Origin of the sequence: Enterobacter sp. Lyrl_3 (genome assembly GCF_051948675.1) — a bacterium.
GTDB lineage: Bacteria > Pseudomonadota > Gammaproteobacteria > Enterobacterales > Enterobacteriaceae > Enterobacter > Enterobacter cloacae.
In genome coordinates this window covers 194,448-220,168 of the sequence record NZ_JAYJLI010000007.1, presented here as the reverse complement: position 1 = coordinate 220,168, position 25,721 = coordinate 194,448, and the positions used below count along the sequence as shown (strand labels likewise).

The 25,721-nt window shown below is 54.8% G+C and carries 23 protein-coding genes and 5 tRNA genes; 10 read left to right on the top strand and 18 right to left on the bottom strand.

The window, feature by feature from the left end; all coding sequences use genetic code 11:
• The 5 genes from VF709_RS15260 to VF709_RS15240 form a co-directional block, all read right to left on the bottom strand.
• Positions 1-111, bottom strand: a 111-nt coding sequence (locus VF709_RS15260; protein WP_001336758.1) for a GTP-binding protein, incomplete at its 3' end; no start/stop codon positions are given.
• A gap of 118 nt (positions 112-229) precedes the next feature.
• Positions 230-305, bottom strand: a tRNA-Thr gene (locus VF709_RS15255).
• Positions 306-311: 6 nt separating this feature from the next.
• Positions 312-386, bottom strand: a tRNA-Gly gene (locus VF709_RS15250).
• A 117-nt stretch (positions 387-503) separates the two neighbouring features.
• A tRNA-Tyr gene (locus VF709_RS15245) sits at positions 504-588 on the bottom strand.
• Between the two features lie 8 nt (positions 589-596).
• Positions 597-672 (bottom strand) — tRNA-Thr (locus VF709_RS15240).
• A 317-nt stretch (positions 673-989) separates the two neighbouring features.
• On the opposite strand from VF709_RS15240, the gene coaA reads away from it, so the two are divergent.
• The gene (gene coaA, locus VF709_RS15235; RefSeq protein ID WP_013094996.1) at positions 990-1,940 is read left to right on the top strand and encodes a type I pantothenate kinase; all 951 of its coding nucleotides are present in this window, start codon (positions 990-992) and stop codon (positions 1,938-1,940) included.
• Positions 1,941-1,983: 43 nt separating this feature from the next.
• Here coaA and dppF read toward each other — a convergent pair whose 3' ends face one another.
• The 9 genes from dppF to VF709_RS15190 form a co-directional block, all read right to left on the bottom strand.
• Positions 1,984-2,997, bottom strand: coding sequence for a dipeptide ABC transporter ATP-binding subunit DppF (dppF, locus tag VF709_RS15230; RefSeq protein ID WP_014830234.1), 1,014 nt, complete (start codon positions 2,995-2,997; stop codon positions 1,984-1,986).
• Positions 2,994-3,977 (bottom strand): dipeptide ABC transporter ATP-binding protein, encoded by a 984-nt coding sequence (gene dppD / locus VF709_RS15225; protein WP_013094994.1) that lies wholly within the window; start codon positions 3,975-3,977, stop codon positions 2,994-2,996. Before dppD ends, dppF begins: the two co-directional genes overlap by 4 nt.
• Positions 3,978-3,987: 10 nt before the next feature.
• On the bottom strand, positions 3,988-4,890 hold the full coding sequence (gene dppC, locus VF709_RS15220; protein WP_020684504.1) for a dipeptide ABC transporter permease DppC: 903 nt from the start codon (positions 4,888-4,890) through the stop codon (positions 3,988-3,990).
• A 9-nt stretch (positions 4,891-4,899) separates the two neighbouring features.
• Positions 4,900-5,919 (bottom strand): dipeptide ABC transporter permease DppB, encoded by a 1,020-nt coding sequence (gene dppB / locus VF709_RS15215; protein ID WP_014830232.1) that lies wholly within the window; start codon positions 5,917-5,919, stop codon positions 4,900-4,902.
• A gap of 161 nt (positions 5,920-6,080) precedes the next feature.
• The gene (dppA, locus tag VF709_RS15210; RefSeq protein ID WP_038418419.1) at positions 6,081-7,688 is read right to left on the bottom strand and encodes a dipeptide ABC transporter periplasmic-binding protein DppA; all 1,608 of its coding nucleotides are present in this window, start codon (positions 7,686-7,688) and stop codon (positions 6,081-6,083) included.
• Between the two features lie 620 nt (positions 7,689-8,308).
• Positions 8,309-8,385, bottom strand: a tRNA-Pro gene (locus VF709_RS15205).
• Between the two features lie 91 nt (positions 8,386-8,476).
• Positions 8,477-10,168, bottom strand: coding sequence for a kdo(2)-lipid A phosphoethanolamine 7''-transferase (eptB, locus tag VF709_RS15200; protein ID WP_020686552.1), 1,692 nt, complete (start codon positions 10,166-10,168; stop codon positions 8,477-8,479).
• A gap of 257 nt (positions 10,169-10,425) precedes the next feature.
• Positions 10,426-11,628 carry an L-lactate MFS transporter gene (locus VF709_RS15195; RefSeq protein WP_029882721.1) on the bottom strand — a complete coding sequence of 401 codons (1,203 nt, stop codon included), beginning with the start codon at positions 11,626-11,628 and terminating at the stop codon, positions 10,426-10,428.
• A gap of 238 nt (positions 11,629-11,866) precedes the next feature.
• The gene (locus VF709_RS15190; RefSeq protein ID WP_023620076.1) at positions 11,867-12,565 is read right to left on the bottom strand and encodes an autotransporter domain-containing protein; all 699 of its coding nucleotides are present in this window, start codon (positions 12,563-12,565) and stop codon (positions 11,867-11,869) included.
• A gap of 159 nt (positions 12,566-12,724) precedes the next feature.
• On the opposite strand from VF709_RS15190, the gene tag reads away from it, so the two are divergent.
• The gene (tag, locus tag VF709_RS15185) at positions 12,725-13,306 is read left to right on the top strand and encodes a DNA-3-methyladenine glycosylase I (protein ID WP_020686549.1); all 582 of its coding nucleotides are present in this window, start codon (positions 12,725-12,727) and stop codon (positions 13,304-13,306) included.
• Entirely contained in the window at positions 13,284-13,730 is a 447-nt protein-coding gene (locus tag VF709_RS15180; protein ID WP_013094983.1) for an N-acetyltransferase, read from the top strand. The genes tag and VF709_RS15180 overlap by 23 nt, the downstream gene beginning before the upstream one ends.
• Here VF709_RS15180 and VF709_RS15175 read toward each other — a convergent pair.
• Positions 13,693-16,014, bottom strand: a complete 2,322-nt coding sequence (locus tag VF709_RS15175) for a molybdopterin guanine dinucleotide-containing S/N-oxide reductase (protein WP_038418416.1) — start codon at positions 16,012-16,014, stop codon at positions 13,693-13,695. The two genes, VF709_RS15180 and VF709_RS15175, sit on opposite strands and share 38 nt — an antisense overlap.
• Before the next feature lie 164 nt (positions 16,015-16,178).
• Between VF709_RS15175 and VF709_RS15170 the strand changes: the two genes are divergently transcribed.
• From VF709_RS15170 to ghrB, 6 genes are all read left to right on the top strand, one after another.
• Positions 16,179-16,841, top strand: a complete 663-nt coding sequence (locus VF709_RS15170; protein ID WP_013094980.1) for an OmpA family lipoprotein — start codon at positions 16,179-16,181, stop codon at positions 16,839-16,841.
• A 129-nt stretch (positions 16,842-16,970) separates the two neighbouring features.
• Positions 16,971-17,987 (top strand): LacI family DNA-binding transcriptional regulator, encoded by a 1,017-nt coding sequence (locus VF709_RS15165; protein WP_038418415.1) that lies wholly within the window; start codon positions 16,971-16,973, stop codon positions 17,985-17,987.
• A gap of 104 nt (positions 17,988-18,091) precedes the next feature.
• Positions 18,092-18,841: a sugar phosphate isomerase/epimerase family protein gene (locus tag VF709_RS15160; RefSeq protein ID WP_023620073.1), complete on the top strand. Its 750-nt coding sequence runs from the start codon at positions 18,092-18,094 to the stop codon at positions 18,839-18,841.
• A 3-nt stretch (positions 18,842-18,844) separates the two neighbouring features.
• Positions 18,845-19,783 (top strand): sugar kinase, encoded by a 939-nt coding sequence (locus tag VF709_RS15155; protein WP_013094977.1) that lies wholly within the window; start codon positions 18,845-18,847, stop codon positions 19,781-19,783.
• Between the two features lie 115 nt (positions 19,784-19,898).
• Positions 19,899-21,179, top strand: a complete 1,281-nt coding sequence (locus tag VF709_RS15150) for an MFS transporter (RefSeq protein WP_013094976.1) — start codon at positions 19,899-19,901, stop codon at positions 21,177-21,179.
• Between the two features lie 26 nt (positions 21,180-21,205).
• The gene (gene ghrB / locus VF709_RS15145; protein WP_045901963.1) at positions 21,206-22,180 is read left to right on the top strand and encodes a glyoxylate/hydroxypyruvate reductase GhrB; all 975 of its coding nucleotides are present in this window, start codon (positions 21,206-21,208) and stop codon (positions 22,178-22,180) included.
• Positions 22,181-22,238: 58 nt separating this feature from the next.
• Here the strand turns inward: ghrB and cspE are convergent, their stop codons facing one another.
• Together cspE and VF709_RS15135 are read right to left on the bottom strand one after the other, a co-directional pair.
• The gene (gene cspE, locus VF709_RS15140; protein WP_003860775.1) at positions 22,239-22,451 is read right to left on the bottom strand and encodes a transcription antiterminator/RNA stability regulator CspE; all 213 of its coding nucleotides are present in this window, start codon (positions 22,449-22,451) and stop codon (positions 22,239-22,241) included.
• A gap of 246 nt (positions 22,452-22,697) precedes the next feature.
• Positions 22,698-23,408, bottom strand: a complete 711-nt coding sequence (locus tag VF709_RS15135) for a DUF3053 domain-containing protein (protein WP_013094974.1) — start codon at positions 23,406-23,408, stop codon at positions 22,698-22,700.
• A gap of 332 nt (positions 23,409-23,740) precedes the next feature.
• Here VF709_RS15135 and VF709_RS15130 point away from each other — a divergent pair, with 332 nt between their 5' ends.
• Positions 23,741-24,028: an HTH-type transcriptional regulator gene (locus tag VF709_RS15130; protein ID WP_013094972.1), complete on the top strand. Its 288-nt coding sequence runs from the start codon at positions 23,741-23,743 to the stop codon at positions 24,026-24,028.
• 46 nt (positions 24,029-24,074) lie between these two features.
• On the opposite strand, the gene VF709_RS15125 is transcribed toward VF709_RS15130, so the two are convergent.
• A complete protein-coding gene (locus VF709_RS15125; protein ID WP_038418411.1) occupies positions 24,075-25,694 on the bottom strand; it encodes an ABC-F family ATP-binding cassette domain-containing protein in 1,620 nt (539 codons plus the stop codon).
• Positions 25,695-25,721 lie beyond the last annotated feature (27 nt).

Genomic DNA, 25,721 nt, shown 5'->3' with positions numbered 1-25,721 from the left:
TGCCAGAACGGTAGTGATTGCAGCGGTCAGCGTTGTTTTACCATGGTCAACGTGGCCGATAGTACCGACGTTAACGTGCGGTTTTGTACGTTCAAACTTTTCTTTAGACATCGATTGTCCCTCTAAGACACGGATAAATCGGTGATATCACCACATCAACCAGGCGAAATGCCTGAACTGTTGAATCAAGTAAAATTGAAACAGAGAGAAACGGGAAGGAGAAGTGAAGTGGTGCTGATACCCAGAGTCGAACTGGGGACCTCACCCTTACCAAGGGTGCGCTCTACCAACTGAGCCATATCAGCACGTATTGGAGCGGGCAGCGGGAATCGAACCCGCATCATCAGCTTGGAAGGCTGAGGTAATAGCCATTATACGATGCCCGCATCCTGAAACTCGGCTACCCAGTTCTTTCTGTAACAAAAAAAGAGATTTCTCTCTTTTTAAGTTCGAGCTGATTCAGCTTTTAAACCAGCTCCGGCGGCATTTACGCTGCCAGAAAGTGGTGGTGGGGGAAGGATTCGAACCTTCGAAGTCTGTGACGGCAGATTTACAGTCTGCTCCCTTTGGCCGCTCGGGAACCCCACCGGACTTGATGGTGCCGACTACCGGAATCGAACTGGTGACCTACTGATTACAAGTCAGTTGCTCTACCTACTGAGCTAAGTCGGCATCAAGTAGCGCGCATTCTATGGATACCTGCGCGGTCATGCAACTAAAAATTTGCATAAAACGTTCTTTCGCTCACATTTTATGCTAACCACGCATCAAGCGCTGTAAAAGTAGTCATTCACGGTCAAATATTCAACATATATGAGCGAATTGCATCGCATACACCGTAGCGTGACGGCTTCCGCGTAACGCAGCGCTTTCCATCTTTTTTCTTATTATTCCTGTCATCTGGTGTTAACCTCCTGCCCATTGTCCAAAATTAACTGTGTGATGAGCCATGATCCGGCAGTGTGATGCTGGCTCACTGAAGCATGCTTATGAGCAAAAAAGAGCAAACGTTAATGACGCCTTATCTTCACTTTAACCGCAGCCAGTGGGCTGCCCTGCGTGATTCCGTCCCTATGACGCTGACGGAAGGTGAAATCGCACGGTTAAAAGGGATAAACGAAGATCTGTCCCTGGAAGAAGTGGCAGAAATTTATCTCCCCCTCTCACGCTTGCTTAACTTCTATATCAGTTCCAACCTGCGCCGTCAGGCGGTGCTGGAGCAGTTCCTTGGAACCAATGGTCAACGCATTCCTTATATCATCAGTATTGCTGGCAGCGTGGCGGTAGGTAAAAGCACAACCGCGCGTGTCTTGCAGGCTCTCCTGAGCCGCTGGCCAGAACACCGCAGCGTGGAGTTGATCACCACCGACGGCTTTCTGCACCCCAATGAGGTGTTAAAAGAACGCGGGCTGATGAAGAAGAAGGGCTTCCCGCTCTCTTATGACATGCACCGTCTGGTGAAATTTGTCTCTGACCTGAAATCCGGCGTGCCTAACGTCACGGCGCCGGTCTATTCGCACCTGATCTACGATCGCATTCCGGGCGGAGACAAAACGGTGGTGCAGCCAGACATTCTGATTCTGGAAGGGTTAAATGTGCTGCAAAGCGGGATGGATTATCCTCACGATCCGCATCACGTGTTTGTCTCTGACTTCGTCGATTTCTCTATTTATGTCGATGCACCGGAAGATTTGCTGCAAAGCTGGTATATCAACCGCTTCCTGAAGTTCCGCGAAGGGGCGTTCACCGACCCGGACTCCTATTTCCATCACTACGCCCAACTTTCTGAAGAAGAGGCGGTGAAGGTGGCGACAGGCCTGTGGAACGAGATCAACTACGTAAACCTGAAAGAGAACATTCTCCCTACCCGCGAGCGGGCGAGCCTGATCCTCACCAAGAGCGAGAAACACGCTGTCGACCAGATTCGTTTGCGGAAATAGGTTAGCAGACATAAAAAAACCGGCTTAACGCCGGTTTTTTTGTTTACGCCTGCGGCTTTTCGCCGTTTTCATCCTGATCGACCGCAAAGCAGGCGACCAGCTGACCGCGATAATCTTTCAGCTGCGGCTGTAGCTGGGTGCAAGGGCCAAAGCGGCGACTGCAACGGGCGTTGAATGCACATCCCGGGGGTGGATTCAGCGGACTTGGCAGTTCACCGGTCAGCTTAATACGCTCGCGACGATCGTCCGGGTTCAGGCGCGGTGTCGCAGAGAGCAGCGCCTGGGTGTACGGGTGGCGAGGGTTATTAAAGATCTGATCTTTCGTCCCCTTCTCCACGCAGCGCCCCAGATACATCACCATCACTTCATCAGCGATATGCTCTACCACCGACAGGTCGTGGGAGATAAATACGTAAGACAGCCCCAGCTCCTGCTGCAGATCCATCATCAGATTCAGCACCTGTGCGCGCACGGAAACGTCGAGCGCTGAGACCGGTTCATCGGCAATCACGACATCCGGGTCGAGCATCAGGCCACGGGCGATGGCGATACGCTGGCGCTGGCCGCCAGAGAACATATGCGGGTAGCGATCGTAATGCTCGGTTTTCAGGCCGACTTTCGCCATCATCGCCAGCGCTTTTTCACGACGCTGCTCTTTGCTGAGATTACTGTTAATCAGCAGCGGCTCTTCCAGAATCTGCCCCACTTTCTTGCGCGGGTTCAATGAACCGTACGGGTTCTGGAACACAATCTGGATTTTCTGGCGACGCAGCTTCTGCGCCTGCGGATCGTGCTTGAGCAGATCCTGTCCCTGATAATAGAGCTCGCCGCCGGTAGGCGTTTCAATCATCGTCAGCAGACGGCCTAAGGTTGATTTGCCGCAGCCCGACTCCCCGACCACCGCCAGCGTTTTACCGCGTTCGAGGGTAAAGGAGACGCCATCCAGCGCTTTCACCAGGCGCTCAGGGGCAAAAATCCCCTTCTTCACCGGGTAGTGTTTTTTCAGGTCGATAGCCTGCAACAGCGGTTGTTGCGTGGTGGCCTGTTGCGTACTCATAGTGTTGGCCTCCCGGCATCATCGAGTGGGTAGTGGCATTTCGACTGACGACCGTCAGCCAGCTGGTTCAGCTCAGGTTCTTCTGCACGGCATTTATCCGTCGCATACGGGCAACGCGGATTCAGCAGGCAGCCCTGCGGACGGTCATATTTACCTGGTACCACACCCGGCAGCGACGCCAGACGCGCTTTATCCTGGGCAAACTCCGGCAGCGCACGTAAAAGCGCCTGAGTATACGGATGACGCGGTGCGCGGAAGATATCATGCGAACTTCCGGTCTCCACCACCTGCCCTGCATACATCACGATGATTTTGTGTGCTGCTTCAGCCACCAGCGCCAGGTCGTGCGTAATCAGCACCAGCGCCATGTTCTCTTTCTGCTGCAGTTCCAGCAGCAGCTCGATGATTTGCGCCTGGATGGTCACGTCCAGCGCTGTGGTCGGCTCATCGGCAATCAGCAGTTTTGGCCGACAGGCAATTGCCATCGCGATCATCACACGCTGACTCATCCCGCCAGAAAGCTGATGCGGGTAGACATCAAGGCGCGATGCCGGGTCAGGGATCCCCACCTGGTTCAGCAGGTCGATCGCCCGCTGACGACGGGTTTTCTTGTTACCGCCCTGGTGGACCTTGATCGCCTCCATAATCTGGAAGCCCACGGTGTAGCAGGGGTTCAGGCTGGTCATCGGGTCCTGGAAGATCATCGCCACTTCCGCGCCCACCAGCTGGCGGCGCTGTTTCTCGGAAATGCGCTTCAGATCCTGACCATTGAACTGCAGGTTTTCCGCCATCACGCGGCCCGGATAATCGATCAGCCCCATAATCGCCAGTGAGCTTACGGACTTACCGGAACCGGATTCCCCAACAATGCCAACCACTTCGCCCTGATTTACGCTGTAGCTGATGCGGTCCACGGCGCGAAACGGGGTGCCTTCATCGCCGAAGTGCACCGATAATTTATCTACATTTAATAACGCCATCTCGTGCCTCTTACTGCTTCAGTTTGGGATCAAGGGCATCGCGCAGACCATCACCCATCAGGTTAAATGCCAGCACCGTCAGCAGAATTGCCAGACCCGGGAAGGTGACAACCCACCAGGCGCTTTGTGCGAACTGCAACACGTCGGAGAGCATCGTGCCCCACTCCGGTGTTGGCGGCTGCGCACCCATGCCCAGGAAGCCAAGAGCGGCCATATCAAGAATGGCGTTAGAGAAGCCGAGCGACGCCTGAACAATCAGCGGCGCAAGGCAGTTCGGGAAGATATTGACGAACATCTGGCGCATCGCACCGGCACCGGCCACGCGGGACGCGGTGACGTAGTCGCGGTTCACTTCCACCAGCACTGCCGCACGGGTTAAACGCACGTAGTGAGGGAGTGCCACGAAGGTCAGCGCAAGCGCGGCGTTACCGATCGACGGGCCAAATATCGCCACCAGCACCAGGGCCAGCAGCAGGCTTGGCAGCGCCAGCATGATGTCGACGATACGCATGATGATGTTATCAACAATGCCGCCAAAATAACCCGCAACCAGGCCGAGGATGATCCCCATGATCAGGGACAGCACCACCACCAGGCAGCCCACCAGCAGCGACAAACGCGCGCCGTACATCAGACGCGACAACACGTCGCGACCCACATCATCGGTACCCAACAGGTGAGCCAGGCTCCCGCCGTCCTGCCATGCAGGGGGGGCCAGCAGCGCGTCACGGAACTGATCGGCCGGGTTATACGGTGCAAGCACGTTTGCAAACACGGCAATCAGGATCATGACAGAGACATAGACCAGCCCCACTACCGCGCCTTTATTACGCTTGAAGTAGTGCCAGAATTCCTGCAGCGGCGTCATTGGAACCGGTGCAGCAACCACTTTATTTTCAGAAACGTGTGACATGATGGCCCCTTACTTCTTATGACGAATACGCGGGTTCACCACGCCGTACAGCAAATCGACCAGCAGGTTGACGAGAATAATCATCGTCGCGACCAGCAATACACCGCCCTGCACGACCGGATAGTCACGGCGTTGCAGCGCGTCAATCAGCCAGCGGCCAAGGCCCGGCCAGGAGAAGATGGTTTCGGTCAGGATCGCCCCTGCCAGCAGCGTACCCACCTGCAGACCGATAACGGTCACCACCGGCAGCATGGCGTTACGCAGCGCATGAACGATGATGACTCGCATACGCGTCAGGCCCTTGGCACGCGCGGTACGAATATAATCCTCGCCCAGCACTTCCAGCATTGACGAACGGGTCATACGCACGATTACCGCCAGAGGGATAGTGCCAAGCACCATTGCCGGCAGGATCATATGCGCGACCGCATCAATAAAGTTGCCCTCTTCGCCCCATATCGCCGTATCAATCAGCATAAAGCCGGTCAGCGGGTTGGAATCATCGAGGAAGACCATATCGCTGACGCGTCCGGAGACCGGCGTCAGGTTAAGCTGCACCGAGACCAGCATAATCAGCATCATGCCCCACCAGAAGATCGGCATGGAGTAGCCGGTCAGCGCCAGGCCCACGGCGGTATGGTCAAAAATAGAGCCACGTTTAACGGCAGCCAGCACCCCGACAGGGATACCCACCGCAGTGGCAAAAATCATGGCGCAGATGCCAAGCTCCAGTGTCGCTTTAAAACGCGGCACGAACTCGTCCCACACCGGAAGACGGCTTTTCAGTGAAATCCCTAAGTCACCATGCATAACGCCCCAGATATAGTGGAGGTACTGCTGCCACATCGGCTTATCGAGGCCGAGTTCAGCCAGCAGCTGCGCATGACGTTCAGGGGAAATACCACGCTCGCCCGCCATAATCATTACCGGGTCGCCGGGGATCATATGGACGAAGGCAAAAGTGAGAAGGGTGATACCGATAAACGTGGGGATGACAAGTCCCAGACGTCGGAGGATGAACTGCAACATAACCCGGATTCTCTCTGAAGACGCACGACCAGTGGCGTGGCGTCTGTATTGCTCACAAATGTAAATTCCCTCTCCCGCTGGAGAGGGTTAGGGTGAGGGCAAGCATGGCACGCCCCTCACCCCTGCCCTCTCCCTGTGGGAGAGGGAGAACACCCTACTGATTATTCGATAGATACGTTTTCGAAGTGGTGTTTGCCCAGCGGATCAACCACGTAGCCTTTCACTTCTTTGCGCACTGGCTCGTACACGGTGGAGTGAGCAACAATCAGAGCCGGAGCCTGATCGTGCATAACAACCTGTGCCTGCTTGTAGAGTTCAATACGTTTGTTGTGATCGTCGGTGGCACGTGCCGGCTGGATCAGGTCTTCAAACGGCTTGTAACACCAGCGAGAGTAGTTAGAGCCGTCTTTTGCCGCCGCACAGCTGAAGAGGGTGGCGAAGAAATTGTCCGGATCCCCGTTGTCACCGGTCCAGCCCATCATCACTGCCTGATGCTCACCCGCTTTGGCGCGCTTCAGATACTCGCCCCACTCGTAGGTAACAATCTTGGCCTGAACGCCGATTTTCGCCCAGTCAGCCTGAACCATTTCAGCCATACGGCGTGCGTTCGGGTTGTACGGACGCTGTACCGGCATCGCCCACAGTTCAACGGTAAAGCCTTTATCCTGCCCTGCTTCCTTCAGCAGCGCTTTCGCTTTCTCTGGATCGTAGGTGTAGTCTTTAACGTCATCGTTATAGCCCCACATGGTTGGCGGGATCAGGTTTTTAGCCGCAACGCCGGCGCCCTGGTAAACGGCCTTGATGATCGCTTCTTTGTTCACCGCATAGGTCAGCGCCTGACGCACTTTCACGTCATCAAACGGTTTCTTCTCGGTGTTGAAAGAGAGATAGCCCACGTTCAGGCCAGCCTGCTCCATCAGGTTGATATTCTTGTCCTGCTTCATGCGGGCGATATCAGCCGGGTTCGGGTATGGCATAACCTGGCATTCGTTTTTCTGCAGTTTTGCGTAACGCACAGACGCGTCAGGCGTGATGGAGAAGACCAGACGATCGATCTGTGGTTTGGTACCCCAGTAGCCCGGGAACGCTTTGTACAGAATACGGGAGTCTTTCTGGTACTGCAGCAGCTGGAACGGACCGGTACCGATTGGGTTCAGGTCCACTTTTTCCGGCGTGCCGGCTTTCAGCATGTTGTCCGCGTACTCTTTAGAGAGGATAGAGGCGAAGTCCATGGCCAGGTCCGCCAGGAATGGCGCTTCCGGGCGAGTCAGCACGAACTGAACGGTTTTATCGTCCACTTTTTTCACTTCAGCGATCAGGTCTGGCAGACCCATCCCTTCGAAGTACTCATAGCTACCGCCGGACACTTTGTGGTACGGGTTCTGAGCGTTTTTCTGACGATCGAAGGAGAACACAACATCATCGGCGTTGAAGTCGCGCGTTGGTTTGAATTCTTTGCTGTCCTGCCACTTCACGCCCTGGCGCAGGTGGAAGGTATAGGTTTTACCGTCTTCGCTGACGTCCCACTTCTCCGCCAGGCCAGGAATCACTTCCGTGGTGCCGGTTTTGAATTCAACCAGGCGGTTATAGATCGGCACAGAGCTTGCGTCGTAAGTCGTACCAGAGGTAAAGAGCTGTGGGTTAAAGCCTTCCGGCGAGCCTTCAGAACAGTAAACCAGGGTTTTTGCCTGTACGCTTGCTGCCACGGTCATAGCCACCAGGCTCAGACCAAGCTTCAGCATCCCTGACTTCTTCAAGGAAATACTCATTATTCTGCTCCAATGTGATGTTTTGCTTTGTTGTGTTACGCCGCCTGACCTTTATTTATTTTTTACCCGGTCCGGTCGGTGATGCCCGAAGGCGTTATAAGGGATGGAGAATCCTTTCAGAAGAGCGTTGGAGTTGCAGCGTAGATCGTCCCTGAAATGCCCCTCGTGCCCTACAATCTGTCAACAGAATGTGAAAACGTCAATACAGGTGACGGGGATTTACGCTGAGTGTGAGAAACCGCAAACAAAGATTAAAAAAACTATGTACGCCAGTTTTCAGCAGGGAAATTTATGCTACTCGTCATGTTGCAGCACAAATATCTTCATATTTCGCAACAATCAGTGATTAACTTTTATTCAGAATGGGTAAATTTTCTTGCAGAACGGTGATTATCTGAGCACTAAATACCGCGAACGTTAAAACGCACAGCGAAAAATGCTGAGGTTATCCATAAGCAACGCGAAAAAAGATCAATCTATATATAAAAAAATACAATGGATTATGTCACAAAATCACGAACAGGCAGGAAGAAGCAGGACTAAGAGGTGTTTTGGCTAATCTGGACGAATAAAGCGTTAATGCAAAAAGGCTAACCTTGCGGTTAGCCCTTTTTTGAATGTGGTCGGCGAGAGAGGATTCGAACCTCCGACCCACTGGTCCCAAACCAGTTGCGCTACCAAGCTGCGCTACTCGCCGAATGCGGAGCGCATCTTACTGCTGAGGTGCGCCCCCGTCAATCCCTTAATTTAAAAAAGCCATCCAACTGGCGATAAACTCGCCAGGCAAGCTACTGCGCGGCTTTCTGGCTGCTTTCAGGCAGTTTGCACCAGTTGTTATTTTCGTTAATCCCCCCGTCCGGAGAGGTATAACCCAGGCAACCCATGATGGTGTCGTACAACTCAACGTGACGGCGCGGTACCTTAATTTCTGCCTGCTGTTTCAGATGAGCAAACATTTTGGCTTTCTCTGGATCTTCCAGATATTTATCAGACATCCACACCATCATCGGCACGCGGAACTGTTCTGGTGGTGCCATCTTGCGTGGCGTACCGTGCAGATGCTCATAATCATTGATGGATTCACCATGGTCAGCCGCATAGAACACGATCGCTTTCTTATCCCGTACCTGGTCAATCACCGAATCGATAAAATGATCCACATACAACACTGAGTTGTCGTAAGAGTTAATTAACTGCTCTTTGGTACAGTCTTTGTCAACGCCAACACATTCCGGCGTCCATTTCGCAAAGCTGCGAGGATAACGCTGGGTATAGTTATAGTGAGACCCTTTGGTATGCAGGATGATCATATGCTTGCCATCCGGGTTGCCATTAAGAGAGTTTTTCATCTCATCGATCAGCAGCATATCATCGACAGCCTTGCCACGATTTCGCGGCTCCGCACCAATTTGCTCACGGTAAGCGATGTTCTTCGCCATGGTGTTGCTGTAGAACCACATCTCGCTTTGCATAGCGTAGAGGTCAGCGCTAAACCCGAGTTGATGAAGCACAGAAAACACATTCTGTTCTTTCAAGGTACGCTGCGGATTATCGCTCGCCCCCCCTTCACGAACAAACATGCAGCGTAAGGAGAGCTTGGTGGCGGTATCACAGGAGTAGCCGCGATAGGCAATCAGGTTTTTCTCCTGAGCCAATTCAGGCGTGGTATCACGGTCATAACCTAGAATACCCATATGATCCCAGCGCGTCGTTTCGCCAATGATAAAGACGACATAGGTATCGTCGATATCTTTCGGCGCTACATAAGTAAACTTCTTCGCCGGGTTCATAAGCGATTTGTTATCAGAAGATTCGTCCACCTGCGCCCATGCATATAACCCCAGAGCAGAGATCCAGTTAGAAGGCAGGTAAGAGTTTGCGACTACACCACCGTAGCTTGGCATATCCACGCCAGAGGTGCGTTCATCACTTCTCTGCTTGACTTCAAGCAAGCGAATCGGCCCCCAGACCATGAGACCTGCCAGCAGTACCAGTGCGACACTTCTGAGGCGTTTACCTGGCGTGCGGATCTGGTGCACAAGCGTATAACGGCAGCGGTTACTCCAGATGAGCAACAGCGGCAAAGCACTTACCGCTACCAGCCAGAGGATAAAATGCAACCCAACGACTTCTTTAGAAAGGTCTATATCTGTCGTCATGACGGAAGCAATAATGCCATATCCTATGACGACGTTCATAAATGTCATGTAATAGCTGGCACCGGCTGAGCAAAGCACGATGAACGTTGCCAGCACACGCCACACGCGGCGACCAAACAGTGTCAGAATACGTAATAAAAAGAAGGTAACCAGTACTGCAGCGACCAATTCGACAACCGCTGCAATTCCTTTCCAGACGGTGAAATCTTGCGCGTAACCGTCAAACCGACGGAAAAAAACTGCGCCATTCATAAAAAGGCCGATGTACAACGCCAGCAAAAAGCAGAGCTTTTGTTGCGCCATCGATTTAATGTATTTCATGCAAGCTACCCGGAAAAAGGGACAGTACCGCCGTCCACTTCACTAAAAAATGGACAGCTTAGATATTCGCTCAGGGAATCGTTATAAGAAACGTCTACAAGCGTGGTAAGTAGACCACAGGGAAGCGGAAAAGTGGCAACAGAGAGTGTGATCGGTACAGTTTTTTACAAAAAAGAAAGTCCTTAAACAGACGATATCACTTAAGTTCCGGTTTTCAGACAAGAAAAAGGCCGGAAACCCGGCCGTTTGTCTTATCTTCAGGCATGTGCTTCATTAAACACTTCGCGCTGCGGCTGCCGAATCGTCGTCGACAGGGCCAGTGAAATAATCAACAGGGCGAATATTACGCAGAAGGTGACATAGAATCCGCCGAACAGCGAGGCAATTAACGAGCCGCAAATGCTGCCGATGCCAAAGCCTAAGTAAATCACGCCGTAATTTTTCGCCAGGTTGTTCAGACCAAAGAACTCGCTCACCAGTGACGGGAACACCGTGATGGTGCCGCCGAAGTTAAAGGCCACGCAGGCAATCGCAGCAAAGAAAGTCGCTTCATTCAGGGGCGCAAACAGCAGAGCCGCCATACCCACCAGTGAAACCACCTGTCCAAGGGTAATCACGCGGATACGGGCAATCTTGTCGGACAGGATACCCAGCACCAGACGACCAGACAGGTTAGCGATAGAGATCACGGTCACCGCGTTTGCCGCCGTCATGGCATCCAGTTTAACCATGCCCTGCGCGATATCTTTCGCCACACCAATCACATACAGGCCACTCATGCAGGCCGTCAGGAACATCACCGCCAGCATCCAGTACTGGGGTTTACGCATGGATTGAGCCAGGGTGAAGTCATTCTCCACCACGCCGTTAACGGTTTTCACTTCCTGCTGCGGTGCGTCTTTCATCAGGGTCGCGCCAAACAGGATCATCACCAGGACGATAGCCCCCCAAATCATGAAGGTTTTTTCGAGGCCAACCGACGCCAGCAGATGAGAGTCGATAAATTTAAATCCGAGGCTGCCCAGGCCATAAGAACCGATGGCAAACGCGGAGATTAGCCCTTTACGCTCCGGGAACCATTTGACGCAGTTTGACAGGGTCAGCAGATAACCCGCACCGTCCGCCAGACCGACCAGTACCCCGGCGCTCAGCCAGAGCATCATCAGGTTGTTTGAATACGCCGTCAGGAAAAAGCCCAATCCCAGCAGGATCCCCGAGGCCATCGTGACGCGTTTCACGCCGAACCGCTCCTGCAATTTGCCCGCAACCGAAGAGGACAGCGCCAGCCCAAGGCTTAGCAAACCGAAAGAGAACGCCACCTGACTGATCGGCGCACCGAGCTTGTCGGAAAGGGCACTGTTAAACAGGCTCCAGGTATAGACCGAGCCCAACGCAAACTGGGTGACGATGGTGCCAAAGAGCGTCAGCCAGCGTGTACGATTGTAGGAAGATGTATTCATGGCAGTTGTCCTGCAAGAGAAAGTAAGGGAATTTGCTGAGGACAACGATAAACAAAACCCTGATCCAGCTGGGGGAAAACGGCATGAGATGCAGGAGAAACGGAATGAAATGCCTGGAATCGGGAATGAACGACCTTGCCGGGGAATGAAGCGACAGAATGTTAGTGCTCGCTATCGCTACAACCCCCACGGTTATTGTATTCAAGATGTTAACGTGACGTTTAAAATAGTAACAACGTTAGAAATTTGCACTTACGCCCAGCGTGTACAAAAACTGCTCTCCCGTCGTGCTGTCCTCCCCCTGCGCTAAGGAAGCATACGCCGCCATGTGCGAGGTGAAAGGAATATCGGTGCCTACGGTGACATCCATCCAGTTGCCATTTTGAGCCGGGGCAGGCGTTTGCGGCATCCCGAACTGGGATTTCCACTGATTTTCACCATACTGCTGGTTATAGCTAATCTGCGCCCAGGGACGAAGTTCGCCATATTGCGTATCCACGCGCCAGCCTAGCGTACTCACGCTGGCATGCCACAGGGGATCGGTCAGCGCCTGGGTTGTCACGCTATCACCAAACTCATTAATCATCATCGGCGTGGTGCCGTCATAACGCCATGCCACCACCGGGCCGGTCGTGACATGACCCGCCAGCGGAAAATTCCAGCCGACGCTCATCGCCCCCGCGGAGGTCGAGCCAGAGGGCAGATTCAGAGCCAGCCCCGGCGCATTTTGCGAAGACTGGATGCGCTCCGCCAGGATATCGTCATAACGCGGTTGGTGATCCGCATCCCATGTATAGCGTTCCGCCGTATTACTTTGCGGGTCTGAAACGATATATTCCTGTTGCCAGGCAAATGCTGAGTGACCAGAAAGCAGACAGGCTGAAATCCCCACCAGGCCAGAAACAGCATGGCGACCACTGATTTTTTTTATCATCAAAGCGACTCCAGAGAGAGCCGAATTCGGCGATTTTTATCATTGTTCAGGAAGAGGTTTTTAGGGCTTATGGCCCTGTATTAACTATTGTCTTTACAGGTCACACGTCAAGCCTGACGGAATGAAATTTTTGCGATAACCGTGTCATAAGGGAGATAACCGATGCAACGTTGCGGTTGGGTAAGCCAGGATCAGCTCTATATCGACTATCACGATCGGGAATGGGGCGTGCCGGAAACGGACGGCAAAAAACTTTTCGAGATGATCTGTCTGGAGGGTCAGCAGGCGGGTTTGTCATGGATTACGGTATTGAAGAAACGCGAAAACTACCGCAATGCCTTTCATCAGTTCGATCCCGTCCGGGTCGCCGCGATGACCGACGACGACGTGGAGCGACTGGTGCAGGATGCAGGCATCATCCGCCATCGCGGTAAGATCCAGGCCATTATCGGTAACGCACGCGCTTACCTGGCAATGGAACAAAACGGTGAATCGTTCTCAGAGTTTGTCTGGACATTTGTGAATAACGATCCGCAAATCACGCAGGCCGCCACGCTCGCGGAAATTCCCGCCTCGACTCCGGCCTCGGACGCACTCTCGAAAGCGCTGAAAAAACGCGGCTTTAAGTTTGTCGGCTCCACCATCTGCTACGCCTTTATGCAGGCCTGTGGCCTGGTCAATGACCATGTTACCGGCTGCTTCTGTCATCCGGGAGGCCATCATGATCCGCAAATGGCAAAGTGAGAATACCGCGTCGCTTTTGAGCCTATGGCTTGAAAGTACCACGGAAGCGCATCCGTTTATTGAGGCGAGCTACTGGAAAGAGAACGAAGCCATGGTGCGGGACGTTTATCTGCCGTCGGCCGAAACCTGGGTCTGGGAACAGGATGGCGAACCTTACGGGTTTATCAGCGTGATGCAGTCTCAGTTTGTCGGCGCACTATTTGTCGCACCGGCGTACATCGGCAAAGGCATCGGACGCGCGCTGCTGAACCACGTTCAACAGCGCTTCCCGCACTTAAGCCTGGAGGTGTATCAAAAAAATGTCCGGGCGGTGAATTTCTACCATGCTCAGGGCTTTCGTATCGAAGACAGCGCCTGGCAGGATGACACCCAACACCCGACGTGGATCATGAGCTGGCAGGCGGATCAAACGCCGTCAGAGTAAGCTCGGGTCCCTGGTATTTCTCGACCCATGCCAGCGCCGTATTGCCTGCACAGCCATTCCCCAGCTTCGAGCTGGGGAGATCTTTGGTCAGCACGTTAACGGCACCGTTTTTACAAATACCGCTCTCGTCCAGGTCCGGCCACGCGCCCTGGTGGATGCAGATCACGCCTGGTTTGATTCCGTCGCTCACCACCGCTCCGGCCAACACCTGCCCACGATGGTTCCAGACGCGCACCAGATCGCCATCCGCAATCCCGCGCGCTTTCGCATCTTCAGCATGAAGCGTGATCGGCTCCCGCCCGGCGACCGCATACTGCTCGCGCAGCGACGAATAGTTAAGCTGGCTGTGCAGGCGATGCGCGGGGTGCGCGGATAACACCTGGAGCTGCTCCGGCTGGGCATTGCCGTGCCACTCATCCGGTTCAAGCCATGTGGGATGCGCAGGACAATCCGCGTACCCAAAGCGGGCAATGCGCTCACTGTAAATCATAATCTTTCCGCTCTCGGTTTTCAGCGGATGGTTCTCCGGGTCGCGACGGAAATCGGCGAAACGGACAAACTGCGCATTCTGCTCGCTCTCCGGCATTTCGAAAATCGCGTTCGCTTCCCAGAATTCCGCAAACGGCGGCAGCGTCACCCCCTGGGCCGCACCGCGCTGAGCAGCAATCTGATAGAACGTTTCCAGCCACTCAAGATCGGTTTTCCCTTCGGTGAAACGCTCACGACCGCCTGCTTCCCACCGTTCGCTCAGTTCCGCAAATACGTCAAAATCATCACGCGCTTCATCCCGCGGTGCGACCACACGCTTCATCGGCACCATATGCTGATTGCTGTAGTCACCGGTCATGGTGAGATCGTTACGCTCGTACGAGGTCGTGGCCGGCAGCACGATATCGGCATGTTTGGCGGAGGCGGTCCAGAAGCATTCCGAAATCACCACCAGCTCTGGCTTCTGCCAGGCGCGGATCAAACGATTGGTATCCTGATGGTGCGTGAAATTCGCCCCACCCGCCCACCAGACAAACTTAATATCCGGGAAATGGCGGTCCAGACCGTTATGCTGATAAAACCCGCCCGGGTTTTCCAGGGCTTCAACAATACGCGCCACCGGAATTTTATCCACGGCATCAACGCCGCCCTTCACCGATCCCTGCATGGAGGCCAGCACGGCGGCTTTACGGGTGGGGTTGCCGCCATTGGCGAAATGATAAGAGAGCCCAAACCCGCCGCCCGGCGTACCAATTTGCCCGAGCATCGCGGCAAGCGTCACCAGCATCCAGTGTTTTTGCTCGCCAAACTGCTGGCGCTGCATGCCCCAACCGGACATCAACATCGTGGTGTTTTCATGGAACAACGCGGCCAGTTCACGGAGCTTGTCAGCCGGAATGCCACAAATATCGGCTGCCCACGCTGCCGTTTTGGCAACACCATCCGTTTTACCCGTCAGATAATCGGCGAATTTGTCGAAGCCCGATGTGCAACGCGCGAGGAAGTCGGCGTCGTGCCAGCCCTTCTCTACCAGCGTGTGGGCGATACCCAGCATCATCGCCACGTCAGTACCCATATGCGGGGCGAGCCATTCGGCACTGTCACCAAAGAAATCCATGGTTTCAGAGCGCATGGGGTCAATACAGATGATGCGCTTACCGCTCTTGCGCAGCGCATCAAAATAGCCAATACCCTGCTCGTCGGAAGCATTCCAGGCAATTTTCAGCGTGTTGAGAGGGTTGGCACTCCACAGCACCACCACCTCGGTATGCTCCAGTACCAGCGGCCAGCTGGTCTGCTGCTGATAAACCTCATTACCGCCGACGACGTACGGCATGATCGCCTGCGCCGCGCCGGTGGAGTAATCCCCCAGATGGCCCGTGTAGCCGCCGGCCAGGCTCATGTAGCGCTGCAGCAATGTCGATGCTTTATGCAGTACGCCGTTAGAACGCCAGCCGTAAGAGCCGGCAAAAATGGATGCAGGCCCATAGCTGTCGCGGATGCGCTTGTGCTGGGCGTGGATCAGCGCCAGCGCGTCATCCCAGCTCACACGCACAAACTCATCCTGACCACGAATGCCCTGCGGCTTGTCCGGCGAAGCCAGAAATCCTTTACGCACCATCGGCCAGCGCACACGGGTTTTGCTGTGCACCTGATCGCGAACGACGGTCTGTAAAGAGTTAGGGTGTTGTGTTGGCAATGCCCCACGGGAAGACAGGACATTTTCGCCGTCGGTTTCGACCAGCATCGGCCCCCAGTGGGCGGCGGTCAGAATGGTTTTTGTTGAGGTGCTCAAAGCGTGCGCTCCTGGTTGCGTGCAGGTTTACGGTCTTGTTATTGAGGCCGTTTATGGTTTGTCACAAATTTCAGAGTTATCCCCGGAATTTTCTCCGTATCCGGACGTCATAATCAACTGCCACGTCCGTCGTGGCAAAGAATAAAAAGGATTAAGGAAAGAAGATGAAAAAACGCGTACTCGTTATTGCCGCTCTGGTGAGCGGTGCACTGGCGGTTTCTGGCTGCACAACAAACCCATACACCGGTGAACGCGAAGCGGGTAAATCCGGCATCGGCGCGGGTATCGGTTCACTGGTCGGGGCGGGTGTAGGTGCGCTCTCCTCCTCCAAAAAAGACCGCGGTAAAGGCGCGCTGATTGGCGCAGCGGCAGGCGCAGCACTCGGCGGCGGCGTGGGTTATTACATGGATGTGCAGGAAGCGAAGTTGCGCGACAAAATGAAAGGCACAGGCGTGAGCGTCACGCGCAGCGGTGACAACATCATCCTGAATATGCCTAACAATGTGACCTTCGACAGCAGCAGCGCAACGCTGAAACCTGCCGGTGCGAATACCCTGACCGGCGTGGCAATGGTGCTAAAAGAGTACAACAAGACCGCCGTGAATGTGATTGGCTACACCGACAGCACCGGCAGCCAGGAGCTGAACATGCGTCTGTCTCAGCAGCGTGCGGATTCCGTGGCCAGCTCGCTGATCACCCAGGGCGTTGAAGCGAACCGTATCCGCACCAGCGGTATGGGCCCGGCAAACCCTATCGCCAGCAACAGCACGGCGGAAGGCAAAGCGCAGAACCGCCGCGTTGAGATTACGTTAAGTCCAATTCAGTAATCGCATTTCCCCCTCTCCCCGTGGGAGAGGGTCGGGATGAGGGCATCAGACCGCACACCCCGACATGAACCACTTGCCATCGTTGATTTTCCCGCTAAGGTATTCTCACTAAAGTCAGGGAATTCAGTGATGAGCAAACCAACGCGGGCCACCATCAGCGACGTGGCGAAAGCCGCCAGAACCGGTAAAACGAGTATTTCACGCTATCTCAACGGCGAGAAACACCTGCTTTCCGATGCGCTGCTGGCACGTATTGAGCAGGCCATTGCCGATCTCGACTACCGCCCCAGCATCATGGCGCGCGGACTTAAACGTGGCCGTACCCGCCTTATCGGGCTTATCATCGCCGATATTACCAACCCCTACTCGGTAAACGTGCTGAGCGGTATCGAAGCCGCCTGTCGCGAGAAAGGTTTTACCCCGCTGGTCTGTAACACCAACAACGAGGTGGACCAGGAGCTGCATTATCTCGATCTGCTGCGCAGCTACCAGGTGGAAGGTATCGTGGTCAATGCCGTGGGTATGCGTGAGGAAGGGTTAAACCGGCTGCAACAGTCTTCCCTGCCGATGGTGCTCATCGATCGTAAAATCCCGGAGTTCGCCTGCGACGTCGTCGGGCTGGATAATACCCAGGCGGCCACGACTGCAACCGAGCATCTGATCGAACAGGGCTTCGAAGCAATTCTGTTCCTGAGCGAGCCGCTGGGCATGGTGAATACCCGTCGCGAGCGCCTGAATGCATTTCGCGCCACCCTGGAGCGTTATCCCGGTGTGATCGCCGAAAATGCCGAAACTCCGCTTCATGAAACCGACCAGCTCGACAATACCCTGCGTCAGTTCCACACGCGCCATCGCGGGATGCGCAAAGCTGTGATTTCGGCCAATGGGGCGCTGACGCTTCAGGTCGCCCGCTCGCTCAAACGCATTGGCCTGCACTGGGGCAGCGATATCGGCCTGCTGGGCTTCGATGAACTGGAGTGGGCAGAACTGGCCGGGGTAGGCATCACCACGCTCAAACAGCCGACCTGGCAAATCGGCTATGCCGCTGTTGAACAAGTGGTTCGTCGCATTGAAGGGATCAGCGATGCCGTACGCGAGCAGGTCTTTTCTGGCGAGCTGATTGTCCGCGGCTCCACCGCCCGTTAATTTCCCCTTGTGATGACGATCATAAATTCAACATCCTGAACTTTTCTTTGGAACCGGTTCCATCTAGCGTAATAGTATCGATGTACGTTTGATGGAGTTCCTGAATGGGCAGAAAAATAATGGTGGTCACCGCCGCGTATGGTGCGGATCAGGTGCGACAGGCTGGCGGCCAACGGGCGATGCTGCCCGTAATTGCCGGTGCGGGTGCCGATGGCGTAGAGATCCGCCGGGAGCTGTTTAACAGCGAAGAGCTACAGGCGCTGCCTGCGCTGGGAGAATCCATTGAGCTGCTGGGCCTGCTGGCGTGTTATTCCGCCCCCGCCCCCCTGTTTATGCCCGACGGTACCCTCAACCCCGACCTTCCCCGCTACCTTTCCGAAGCCAGCACGCTCAACGCGCTGTGGCTGAAGGTATCCCTGGGACATTTCAGCGGCACCCGGCCGCTTACCGCCCTGCGCGCTTTGCTCAATGAGAGCGGCATGGCACTGGTGGTGGAAAACGACCAGACCGACTGCGGCCAGCTTGCGCCGATGCAGCGCTTCCAGGCTGCCTGCCGGGAAATGGCGCTCCCCGTCACGCTGACCTTCGACATGGGTAACTGGCTGTGGGTCGGCGACTCGCCGGAAGAAGCGGCAACCCGTCTGGCTCCGGCGGTCAGCTATATCCATGTGAAAGCCGCCGTACCGCATAAAGCACAGTTCCGCGCCGTCGCGCCGGATCGCGCCGATGCGCGCTGGCTGGCCCTGCTCAGTCAGTTGCCTGCCGATGCCCCACGCGGGATCGAGTTCCCGCTGGAAGGGGCGGACTTAACCGCTGTCACCCGGCATTACGTTAACCTGCTGCGCGAGGAGTAAACCATGCACAAGACACTGGATGTGATCACTATCGGTGAAGCCATGGCGATGTTTGTCGCTACCGAAACCGGTGAGCTGAGCACGGTTGAGCACTTTATCAAACGCGTGGCAGGCGCAGAGCTGAACGTGGCAACGGGGCTGGCGCGCCTCGGTCTGAAAACAGGCTGGGTCAGCCGCGTGGGTGACGACAGCTTTGGTCACTTCGTTCTTGATTCGCTGAAAAAAGAGGGGATTGATGCCGCAGGCGTAACGCTCGATGGACGCTTCCCGACCGGCTTTCAGCTTAAATCTAAAGTCGAAAATGGAACCGATCCCATCGTGGAATACTTCCGCAAAGGGTCGGCGGCAAGCCATCTCTCGGTGGAAGATTATCACGCCGACTACTTTGCGAGTGCACGCCATCTGCACCTGAGTGGTGTGGCAGCCGCGTTGTCAGCCAGCTCGTATGAGCTGCTCGATCATGCCGCGACCACCATGAAGGCTCAGGGGAAAACGATCTCTTTCGATCCTAACCTGCGCCCGGTGTTGTGGAAAAGCGAGGCGGAGATGGTCGAGAAGCTGAACCGTCTGGCATTCCAGGCGGACTGGGTTCTGCCGGGGGTGAAAGAAGGCGTGATCCTCACCGGTGAAAATACGCCGGAAGGGATTGCCGATTTTTACCTGAATAAAGGGGTAAAAGCGGTGGTACTGAAAACCGGTGCCGATGGCGCATGGTTTAAAACCGCGGATGGTGAACAGGGCGCGGTCGCGGCCGTGAAGGTTGAGAACGTAGTCGATACCGTCGGCGCGGGCGATGGCTTTGCTGTCGGGGTCATTAGCGCCCTGCTGGAAGGCAAACCGCTGCCGCAGGCCATCGCCCGGGGCAATTGGATCGGCTCGCTGGCCATTCAGGTGCAGGGCGACAGTGAAGGATTGCCGACGCGCGCGCAGCTTAACGAATAAATCCCTTCTCCCGTGGGAGAGGACCAGGGTGAGGGCAACGACCCGCACATATAATTAAACCACCGTGTACCCTACAGACAACGGCGGTAACCACCTCAACAACAGAGGCAAGCCTATGAACAGTTCGACCAATGCAGTAAAACGCTGGTGGTACATCATGCCAATCGTGTTTATCACGTACAGCCTGGCGTACCTTGATCGTGCCAACTTCAGTTTCGCATCCGCCGCGGGGATCACCGAAGACCTCGGGATCACCAAAGGTATTTCATCTCTGCTGGGTGCCCTTTTCTTCCTGGGCTACTTCTTCTTCCAGATCCCCGGCGCGATCTACGCCGAACGCCGCAGCGTGCGTAAGCTGATCTTCGTCTGTCTGATCCTGTGGGGCGCCTGCGCGTCGCTTACCGGCGTGGTCAATAATATCCCTGCCCTGGCCGCTATTCGCTTTATCCTTGGGGTAGTTGAGGCGGCGGTGATGCCCGCAATGCTGATCTACATCAGCAACTGGTTTACCAAATCTGAACGTTCCCGTGCGAACACCTTCCTGATCCTCGGTAACCCGGTCACCGTACTGTGGATGTCAGTGGTGTCCGGCTACCTGATCCAGTCTTTCGGCTGGCGTGAGATGTTTATCATCGAAGGGGTGCCGGCAATCATCTGGGCCTTCTGCTGGTGGGTGCTGGTAAAAGATAAGCCTGCTCAGGCGAAATGGCTCTCCGAAGATGAAAAAGCCGCACTGCAGGCGCAGCTGGATAAAGAGCAGCAAGGGCTGAAGGCGGTGCGTAACTATGGCGAAGCCTTCCGCTCCCGCAACGTGATCCTGCTGTGCGCGCAGTATTTTACCTGGAGTATCGGCGTGTACGGTTTCGTACTGTGGTTGCCGTCAATTATCCGCAGCGGCGGGGAAAATCTCGGTATGGTGGAAGTCGGCTGGCTCTCCTCCGTGCCCTATCTGGCGGCAACTATCGCGATGATCATCGTCTCCTGGGCATCGGACAAACTGCAAAATCGTAAGCTGTTTGTCTGGCCACTGCTGCTGATCGCTGCCTTTGCTTTCATCGGCTCCTGGGCCGTGGGCGCAAACCACTTCTGGGTCTCCTATACGCTGCTGGTGATTGCCGGTGCGGCGATGTACGCCCCGTATGGTCCCTTCTTCGCCATCATCCCGGAGATGCTGCCGCGTAATGTGGCAGGCGGCGCGATGGCACTGATTAACAGTATGGGTGCGCTCGGTTCTTTCTGCGGCTCCTGGTTCGTTGGTTACCTGAACGGTGCAACCGGCAGCCCGTCAGCCTCATACATCTTTATGGGAGTGGCGCTTTTCGCCTCAGTATGGCTTACTCTGATTGTTAAGCCTGCTAATAATCAACAACTCCCCGTCGGCGCACGCCACGCCTGAATCATTAAAAATCAACGGAGATAAGCATGAAGCCGTCCGTCATTTTGTATAAAGCACTGCCTGATGATCTGCAAAAACGCCTGGAAGAACACTTCGCCGTCACGCAGGTGAAGAACCTAAGCCCGGAGACGGTGGCACAACACGCCGGGGCGTTCGCCCGGGCCGAAGGCCTGCTGGGTTCAAGCGAAAAAGTGGATGTCGCGTTGCTGGAAAAAATGCCGAAGCTTCGTGCTACCTCAACCGTTTCCGTGGGTTACGACAATTTTGACGTGGACGCCCTCAATGCGCGCAACATCCTGCTGATGCATACGCCACATGCCCTGACGGAGACCGTGGCCGACACGCTGATGGCGCTGATGCTCAGCACTGCCCGCCGCGTGGTGGAGGTGGCCGATCGCGTCAAAGCGGGCGAGTGGACAAAAAGCATCGGCCCGGACTGGTTCGGTGTGGATGTTCATGGCAAAACGCTGGGGATTGTTGGCATGGGCCGGATCGGCCTGGCACTGGCGCAGCGTGCGCATTTCGGTTTTAACATGCCGATTCTGTATAACGCGCGTCGCCATCACAGCGAAGCCGAAGAACGCTTCAACGCCCGCTATTGCGAGTTGGATACACTGTTGCAGGAAGCGGATTTTGTCTGTCTGATCCTGCCTCTGACGGACGAAACCCGACATCTGATTGGCAAAGCGGCGTTTGAAAAGATGAAGAAATCCGCCATTTTCATCAATGCGGGTCGTGGCCCGGTCGTGGATGAGAAGGCGTTAATTGAGGCGCTGCAAAACGGTGAGATCCATGCGGCCGGTCTGGACGTGTTTGAACAGGAGCCGCTGCCGGTGGATTCGCCGCTGCTTTCGCTGCCTAACGTGGTCGCGCTGCCCCATATTGGTTCTGCGACGCACGAGACGCGTTACAACATGGCGGCCACCGCGGTGGATAATCTGATCGCCGCGCTGAACGGAAACGTGGAGAAAAACTGCGTCAATCCACAGGTTCAACAGTAGAAACGAAAAAACCCGCCAGAAGGCGGGTTTTTAAATTCTTTGCTACTGGGTTGGAAGCTTACAGGCTTACAACGTTACCAGCTGCTGGGCCTTTAGCGCCGCTTTCGATGGTGAAGGACACTTTCTGACCTTCGTCCAGAGATTTGTAGCCATCGTTCTGGATAGCAGAGAAGTGTACGAACACGTCTTTAGAGCCATCGTCAGGGGTGATGAAGCCGAAACCTTTATCAGCGTTGAACCATTTTACCAGACCAGTCATTTTAGCAGACATAGAATTACCTTAATTAACAAATATATTGTGCCTTCCGGCTTGATGGGTTGCGTTACAGATTTTTAAGCGATGAAGGAAGGGTCACTACGAAGGGTATCTATGGATAACAATCTGGACTGCTTTACTAAACTGCTTTAGGTCTGTGTAACAAACCGACGCGAACAGTTATACCGATGTGGTAGAGGAATGACAAGCGTTATTTTAGTCATAAGTAAAAAACCCCGCCTGAAGCGGGGTTTTTTCGGTTTATTCTGTGGCAGCGACGGCTGCGCTCCACGCCTGACTAAAGGCCTGGTGCTGGGAGGCCAGCGGCCCAATCAGCGTATTGTACTGACTCGCCTGCTGCGAGGTTGGGAACTGAATACCGTTGGCAACAAAGCTCACCTGCGTTCCCTGCTGGGAGATAAAATCCCCTACCTGAACCAGCTGCTGCGTGAAGATCTGCGCGGCGGGGATCAGCGGTTGCAGGGCATCCGAAGGTTTGGTCACCACTTTCTCATACACTTTGTCGAAGACCGGTTTGAGATCGTCGCCCTGTTTCAACGCGGAACGTGACGCGTCAGCCTGCATTTTCGCGTTCTGCAATTGCTGGCTCAGCACGCCGAGCGCACCGTTAGACTGGCGAAGCGGTTCACGTTGGGTGACATAATCCTGCGGGACACGGATGGCGTTAACGCTATCCACAACCGGACGAATGCCGGAGTCCATCGCCTGGCTTACCTGCTGTGAATAACCATACAGAATGGCGTAATCAGACACGAAGGGGCCAAACTGTTTTTTCTGATCCGCAGTCAGCGTCGGCAAACGCTCGCCGCTGCGCATCACTGTATTCTGCAGAAAATCGATAAACGCTTTGCGCTGATCGCCTTCTTTATCAAAACACCCACTCAGGCTAACAACCATCAACAACGCCGCAATAGGCGCAAACCAGCGAGAGCAGGACTTTCCTGTCGCCATTTCATTACTCCTTTCACCCAAAAAAGCGCACATCGGCACACGCGTGCCCAACGCTGACAAGGATAGTCCAGGTCAGCGCTGCAAGATACTCTTTTCATGCAAAACGGCTATTGCCATTTTATTTCTTAACTCTTTACAAAAAAATACCTGGCGAAGCCGACATATGGTTAATCAGGTAATTAGCATAACTATCCGCATAGCTGAAACGGATAAAGCGATCGTTACCGCACGATTAATCACAAGCGTGATGATCCTTCGTTTGTATTAGGGACTATTCTTAATGGGCTCTCTGATGTTCTTGATCCCGGTGTGTGATTTAAGAGGAGTTCTCAATGGAATATAAAGATCCTGAGTTTGAGCTGCTGAGCAGCCTGGAACAGATTATTTTTAAAGATGTACCGCAGACAGTGACCCTGCAACAGAAATCCAATCCCTTTACAGAATATGAGCAATTGCGCAAAGGGACAGGTTTAAAAACAGATGAATTCGCCAGAGCGATGGGTGTCAGCGTAGCGATGGTGCTGGAGTGGGAGTCGAAACGAGAGAAACCCACGCCAACCGAGTTAAAGCTGATGCGCCTGATTCAGGCCAACCCTGCACTCAGCAAACAGATAGCGTGATGCAGTACCGTGAATTACCGCCCCCGCCTTTGCGGGGGTTTGTGTTTTAAAGGCCTTCACAATGCCAGCCCGTCTCCTCCCACACCAGTTCATGCGTTAACGCCAACCCTTGCAGAAAGCTTTCATCATGGGACACCACCAGCAGTGCTCCGGGGAAACCGGCCAGCGCCGCTTCAATCGCCTGGACCGATGCCAGGTCCAGATGGTTGGTCGGTTCATCAAGCAGTAAAAGCTGCGTGGCGTGCTCGCGCCACATCACGCAGGCCAGGGCGGCTTTCAGACGCTCACCTCCGCTCAACTCTGCCAGCGGCAGTGAGACTTTATCTGCCCCAAGTTGAAGCTGTGCCAGGCGGGTACGCAACATCCCCTCTTCCAGCGGCGTATTGCTCAGATTGAGATGAGCCATCACCGACTGCGTCAGATCCAGCTGCGACAGGTGCTGATCGAGATACGCACACGTCACCGATACCTTACAACTGCCTGCACGGGGTGCGGTTTCACCGAGGATGACTTTTAACAGCGTTGATTTACCGCAGCCATTGGGCCCCCTGAGCGCCACGCGCATCGGGCCGTCCATCCGCCAGTTCATTGGTGGAAGTGAAACATGCGGCAATTGCAGTGCCTCCAGCACCAGCACCTGTTTTCCCTCAGCAATCTGGCTTCCCGGCAGGGTAAACATGATCGGGGCGTCTTCTTCAACCCGTTCCCGCGCCTTGTTTACCGCGGCATTCAGCACATCGTTTTGATCGCTGTGCTGTTTTTTCCACGAGCCGATACGCTCTTTTGCCGCCGCTTTATATTTGACCCGCTCAAACGACGCGATATTCAGGGTATCGACCGTGCGTATGGTCTTCGCCGAACGCCGCTGGCTGTCATCATGCTCTTTTTGCATTCGCGCGCGGGTGCGTTTGCGCTCCGTTGCCGCATGCTCCAGCGCCGCGCGGGCAGCCTGCTGTTCGGCATCCCGTTGCTGTTTATAGTCTGCATAATTGCCGCCGTAGCTGCGCAGCCCGGAGGCGCTCAGCTCAAGAATACGTGGCACCTGCGCCAGTAGCTCACGATCGTGAGAGGCAACCAGCACGCCGCCCTGATAACGGCGCAACTGGTCGTAAAACCACGCCCGGCCTTGTCGATCCAGATGGTTGGTGGGTTCATCCAGCAACAGGAAATCCGCCTCAGCCGTAAATGCACCGCACAACAGGGCACGGATCCGCTCGCCACCGCTGAATTCGGCGGCAGGTTTATCGGGGTCAAACGGTGGCAGTTTCGCCTGGAGAAACGCCTCGTTCAGGCGTTCTGCTAAATCCCAGTAGCCGTCGAGCATCTCCAGATCGTCAGGCTGGTAATCGCCGCGATCGATGCGCTTACGCGCTGCAAAAATCGCGTCATAACCGAGCAGTTCAGCAAGCGTTGTCTGTGGGGAGATATCCTGCTGTTGTGCCACATAGACATGTGAGGCAAAACGCTCAATATGACCACTGGCAGGTTCATCCAGCCCCGCCAGCATGCGCAGCAGACGCGTTTTCCCGCTGCCATTACGACCAACGAGCGCACACAGGGATGTCTCCAGAGAGAGGTTCAGCGGGCCAAAAAGAATATCGCCCGTCGCAAACTGACAGGTGACCTGATGCAAAATAAAAGAAGGGGACTGCGCAAAATGAGCCATAAGCACTCCTGAATGAAATCAAAACAT

Excerpts from the sequence above, each read along its gene's own strand:
- coaA (WP_013094996.1), top strand. The coding sequence starts at position 990 with ATGAGCAAAAAAGAGCAAACGTTAATGACGCCTTATCTTCACTTTAAC.
- dppF (WP_014830234.1), bottom strand. The coding sequence starts at position 2,997 with ATGAGTACGCAACAGGCCACCACGCAACAACCGCTGTTGCAGGCTATC.
- dppD (WP_013094994.1), bottom strand. The coding sequence starts at position 3,977 with ATGGCGTTATTAAATGTAGATAAATTATCGGTGCACTTCGGCGATGAA.
- dppC (WP_020684504.1), bottom strand. The coding sequence starts at position 4,890 with ATGTCACACGTTTCTGAAAATAAAGTGGTTGCTGCACCGGTTCCAATG.
- dppB (WP_014830232.1), bottom strand. The coding sequence starts at position 5,919 with ATGTTGCAGTTCATCCTCCGACGTCTGGGACTTGTCATCCCCACGTTT.
- dppA (WP_038418419.1), bottom strand. The coding sequence starts at position 7,688 with ATGAGTATTTCCTTGAAGAAGTCAGGGATGCTGAAGCTTGGTCTGAGC.
- eptB (WP_020686552.1), bottom strand. The coding sequence starts at position 10,168 with ATGAAATACATTAAATCGATGGCGCAACAAAAGCTCTGCTTTTTGCTG.
- VF709_RS15195 (WP_029882721.1), bottom strand. The coding sequence starts at position 11,628 with ATGAATACATCTTCCTACAATCGTACACGCTGGCTGACGCTCTTTGGC.
- tag (WP_020686549.1), top strand. The coding sequence starts at position 12,725 with ATGCAACGTTGCGGTTGGGTAAGCCAGGATCAGCTCTATATCGACTAT.
- VF709_RS15180 (WP_013094983.1), top strand. The coding sequence starts at position 13,284 with ATGATCCGCAAATGGCAAAGTGAGAATACCGCGTCGCTTTTGAGCCTA.
- VF709_RS15170 (WP_013094980.1), top strand. The coding sequence starts at position 16,179 with ATGAAAAAACGCGTACTCGTTATTGCCGCTCTGGTGAGCGGTGCACTG.
- VF709_RS15165 (WP_038418415.1), top strand. The coding sequence starts at position 16,971 with ATGAGCAAACCAACGCGGGCCACCATCAGCGACGTGGCGAAAGCCGCC.
- VF709_RS15160 (WP_023620073.1), top strand. The coding sequence starts at position 18,092 with ATGGGCAGAAAAATAATGGTGGTCACCGCCGCGTATGGTGCGGATCAG.
- VF709_RS15155 (WP_013094977.1), top strand. The coding sequence starts at position 18,845 with ATGCACAAGACACTGGATGTGATCACTATCGGTGAAGCCATGGCGATG.
- VF709_RS15150 (WP_013094976.1), top strand. The coding sequence starts at position 19,899 with ATGAACAGTTCGACCAATGCAGTAAAACGCTGGTGGTACATCATGCCA.
- ghrB (WP_045901963.1), top strand. The coding sequence starts at position 21,206 with ATGAAGCCGTCCGTCATTTTGTATAAAGCACTGCCTGATGATCTGCAA.
- cspE (WP_003860775.1), bottom strand. The coding sequence starts at position 22,451 with ATGTCTGCTAAAATGACTGGTCTGGTAAAATGGTTCAACGCTGATAAA.
- VF709_RS15135 (WP_013094974.1), bottom strand. The coding sequence starts at position 23,408 with ATGGCGACAGGAAAGTCCTGCTCTCGCTGGTTTGCGCCTATTGCGGCG.
- VF709_RS15130 (WP_013094972.1), top strand. The coding sequence starts at position 23,741 with ATGGAATATAAAGATCCTGAGTTTGAGCTGCTGAGCAGCCTGGAACAG.
- VF709_RS15125 (WP_038418411.1), bottom strand. The coding sequence starts at position 25,694 with ATGGCTCATTTTGCGCAGTCCCCTTCTTTTATTTTGCATCAGGTCACC.